Source organism: Flavobacterium silvisoli (assembly GCF_004329815.1).
GTDB lineage: Bacteria > Bacteroidota > Bacteroidia > Flavobacteriales > Flavobacteriaceae > Flavobacterium > Flavobacterium silvisoli.
Map to the genome: position 1 here is coordinate 1 of NZ_SJPE01000028.1, position 4,197 is coordinate 4,197.

General features: G+C 43.3%; 1 protein-coding gene. It reads right to left on the minus strand.

Annotated features, from left to right (window positions below; all coding sequences use genetic code 11):
- A partial coding sequence (locus tag EZL74_RS13140) for a hypothetical protein (protein ID WP_161971739.1) occupies positions 1–4,197 on the minus strand: 4,197 nt, incomplete at both ends.

Genomic DNA, 4,197 nt, shown 5'->3' on the forward strand with positions numbered 1-4,197 from the left:
CTCAACCGAAGCATCGTAAGTACAAGCATCTGTGGTGTAGATGGTGATATCCGCCGGAGCTGTGAAGGTAGGCTTGATGTTATCCGATACCGTGATGTTTTGAGTATGTGTAGTGGTATTACCGGCACAGTCGGTAAGAGACCAGGTACGAACAATAGTGTAAGCTCCTGCACATTGACCTGCTACAGGCTCCGCATCAGAGAATGTAGCATTCAATCCTGTAGAACAGTTATCGGCTTCATCAGTTACATCGCCTGTAAACTCAACCGAAGCATCGTAAGTACAAGCATCCGTGGTGTAGATAGTGATATCCGCCGGAGCTGTGAAGGTAGGCTTGATGTTATCCGATACCGTGATGTTTTGAGTATGTGTAGTAGTATTACCGGCACAGTCGGTAAGAGACCAGGTACGAACAATAGTGTAAGCTCCAGCACATTGACCTGCTACAGGCTCCGCATCAGAGAATGTAGCATTCAATCCGGTAGAACAGTTATCAGCTTCATCAGTTACATCGCCTGTAAACTCAACCGAAGCATCGTAAGTACAAGCATCCGTGGTGTAGATAGTGATATCCGCCGGAGCTGTGAAKGTAGGCTTGATGTTATCCGATACCGTGATGTTTTGAGTATGTGTAGTGGAATTACCGGCACAGTCGGTAAGAGACCAGGTACGAACAATAGTGTAAGCTCCAGCACATTGACCTGCTACAGGCTCCGCATCAGAGAATGTAGCATTCAATCCTGTAGAACAGTTATCAGCTTCATCAGTTACATCACCTGTAAACTCAACCGAAGCATCGTAAGTACAAGCATCCGTGGTGTAGATAGTGATATCCGCCGGAGCAGTGAAGGTAGGCTTGATGTTATCCGATACCGTGATGTTTTGAGTATGTGTAGTAGTATTACCGGCACAGTCGGTAAGAGACCAGGTACGAACAATAGTGTAAGCTCCAGCACATTGACCTGCTACAGGCTCCGCATCAGAGAATGTAGCATTCAATCCTGTAGAACAGTTATCAGCTTCATCAGTTACATCGCCTGTAAACTCAACCGAAGCATCGTAAGTACAAGCATCCGTGGTGTAGATGGTGATATCCGCCGGAGCTGTGAAGGTAGGCTTCGTAGTATCAATTATTGTAATTGTTTGAATAAAACTTACAGAAGTATTATTACAAGTATCTTTTGCAGTCCAAGTATTGGTGTAAGTACCAATAGTTGAACATGTAGGTGATGGTGTAAATTCTCCTGAACTTTTTACAATATTTATAAATTGCTGTTGAATACAATTATCACTTGCTAGGGGTGATAATGCATTAGCAGCTGCAAGACCATCAACATCATTGCATTCTAAAGTTTTGTCTAATGAACCCACAAGAGTATCCCAAGTAGGGGCAATAGTATCTTCAATTGTGAAGGTTGCGGATGTTGTTTCAAAGTTATTACAACCGTCAGTAGCTTTGAATATTACAGTGACTGCTGCAGAGCAATCATTTGCAATAGAAGTGAAGTTGTTTGACCAAGTAACTTCAGAACAACTATCTGTAGCTACAGCTCCACCATGATTGTCTAACCATTGTTGTAGTGCACCTGTATTTCCGCTGCCGTTGCATTGTACGACTAAATCTGAAGCAGGAGTTGTAATTTGAGGTTTTGTAGTGTCAACGACTGTAATTACTTGGGTAAATTCGGCAGAATTATTTCCACAAGCATCCATTACGGTCCATGTGTTCGTATATGTTCCGGTGTTTGCACATCCAGTATTAGGAACAAAATTGCCTCCTTTTTTAACAATGTTAGTTACGTCTGCATCACATAAGTCAGAAGCTACCGGAAATAAAGCTTGCGCATTATTCAAAGCTAAATTATCGCTACATTCAACAATTACGTTTAAAGCTCCATTTGCAGTAACCCACGTAGGCGCTGTAGTATCTTTAATCGTGATAGTTTGAGTAAATATATTCGATGTATTGTTGCAAGCATCTTTAGCAATCCATGTATTGCTATAAGTTCCGGCGTTTGTACATCCTTGAGAGGCCACAAATGCCCCTGAAGTTTTAGTGTAAGTTACAGCTCCGGAACAATTATCAACAGCAACAGGAGCCAATGCCTGAGCAGCGGCTATACCTGCAGTATCGCTACACTCCAATGTCCTGTCTAACGATCCTTCAGCAGTACTCCAACTAGGAGCAGTAACATCCTGAATTTTTATAATTTGATCTCCTTTTGTCGAATTACCACAAACGTCAGTAACAGTCCAAGTTCGGGTTATTACTTTGTTATTAGGGCATAAGTTGGCAGGTGTCAAACAAACACTTTTGAATCGAATAGTACCAAGTTCATTACCAACTTTTTGACCATATACAAACCATGTTCCGTTCATTGGTCCAGTTAAATTCTCAAAACTTGAAACGTAAGATGTTAGACCAGTGATAGTATTTGACCCGGAAAGATTCCCGTTAGGAGTAAGATTAACGGCTGTACCGTTTGTTATGGCATTAGTATTATTCCATTGCGGATAACCTGAAGCATTTGGATAGAATACCGGTAAGTACAATTCAGTGCCGTTTGCTGTATCACAATTTCCTCCGTTACAGTATGGTCCAACAAGAACAATACCCTGACCGCTTGGTGAAACCAAAGTAAATTGCACTCTTCCTTTTCCTTGGTTGGTTTCAAATGCTAAGGCTACTTTCTCAATATCTTTTGCTGTAAGGTTATTAAAACCTGAAACTTCAAAATTGAAGTAATTTCCGTTTCCGGCATTAATTGATCCTTCTGTAAAGTTTCCGAAACAGTCACTATCAACATAAGTAACAGATGGGTTTGGATCACAATTGTCACTCGGATTTTTAACATTTCCGGTGGCTGAAGGATCAAGATTCACCTGACAGTTTGCATCTGTATTTATCGTAATGTCATCTGGTGTTGTAAATGTAGGAGCTATATTGTCATCTACTGTTATCGTTCTGGAAACAGATGCTAATGCTCTTCCGCAAGAATCAGTAGCGGTCCAAGTTTCAATTACTTTTCCGTTACAATATCCTTCAACAATTGTGGTGAACGTTGAGGGGTTAGAAATTCCGTTTAATAAACAAGCTCCGCTTAATCCATTTGAAAACGGAATTGTGCTCGATTCCGGAACTTTTCCACAACTTACTGTTATTGGTTCTAATGCTGTCATAGTAGGCAAAGCAGCCGGACTTACAGTAATGGTTCTTGACACCGGAGTCAAAGCTCTTCCGCAAGAATCAGTAGCCGTCCAAGTTTCGGTTACTGTTCCACCGCAAGCACCAGGTGTTGCTGAGAAGGTAGACGGATTAGAAGTACCGCTGATTAAACAACCACCGTTTAATCCGTTAGAGAAAGAAATGGTAGAAGGTGCCGGAAGTGCTCCACACGCTACAGTTGTATCAGCCGGAGCTGTCATGGTAGGCAAAGCAGCCGGACTTATTGTAATAGTTCTAGAAACAGGAGCCAAAGCTCTGCCGCAAGAATCGGTAGCCGTCCAAGTTTCAGTTACCGTTCCTCCGCAAGCATTAGGTGTTGCTGAGAAGGTAGACGGATTAGAAGTACCGCTGATTAAACAACCACCATTTAATCCGTTAGAGAACGCAATGGTAGAAGGTGCCGGAAGTGCTCCACACGCCACAGTTGTATCAGCCGGAGCTGTCATGGTAGGCAAAGCAGCCGGACTTATGGTAATGGTTCTTGACACCGGAGCCAAAGCTCTTCCGCAAGAATCGGTAGCCGTCCAAGTTTCGGTTACCGTTCCTCCGCAAGCACCAGGTGTTGCTGAGAAGGTAGACGGATTGGAAGTRCCACTAATTAAACAACCACCATTTAATCCGTTAGAGAACGCAATGGTAGAAGGTGCCGGAAGTGCTCCACACGCTACAGTTGTATCAGCCGGAGCTGTCATGGTAGGYAAAGCAGCCGGACTTATGGTAATGGTTCTTGACACCGGAGCCAAAGCTCTTCCGCAAGAATCGGTAGCCGTCCAAGTTTCAGTTACCGTTCCTCCGCAAGCACCAGGTGTTGCTGAGAAGGTAGACGGATTGGAAGTACCACTAATTAAACAACCACCATTTAATCCGTTAGAGAACGCAATGGTAGAAGGTGCCGGAAGTGCTCCACACGCTACAGTTGTATCAGCCGGAGCTGTCATGGTAGGCAAAGCAGCCGGACTTAYRGTAATGGT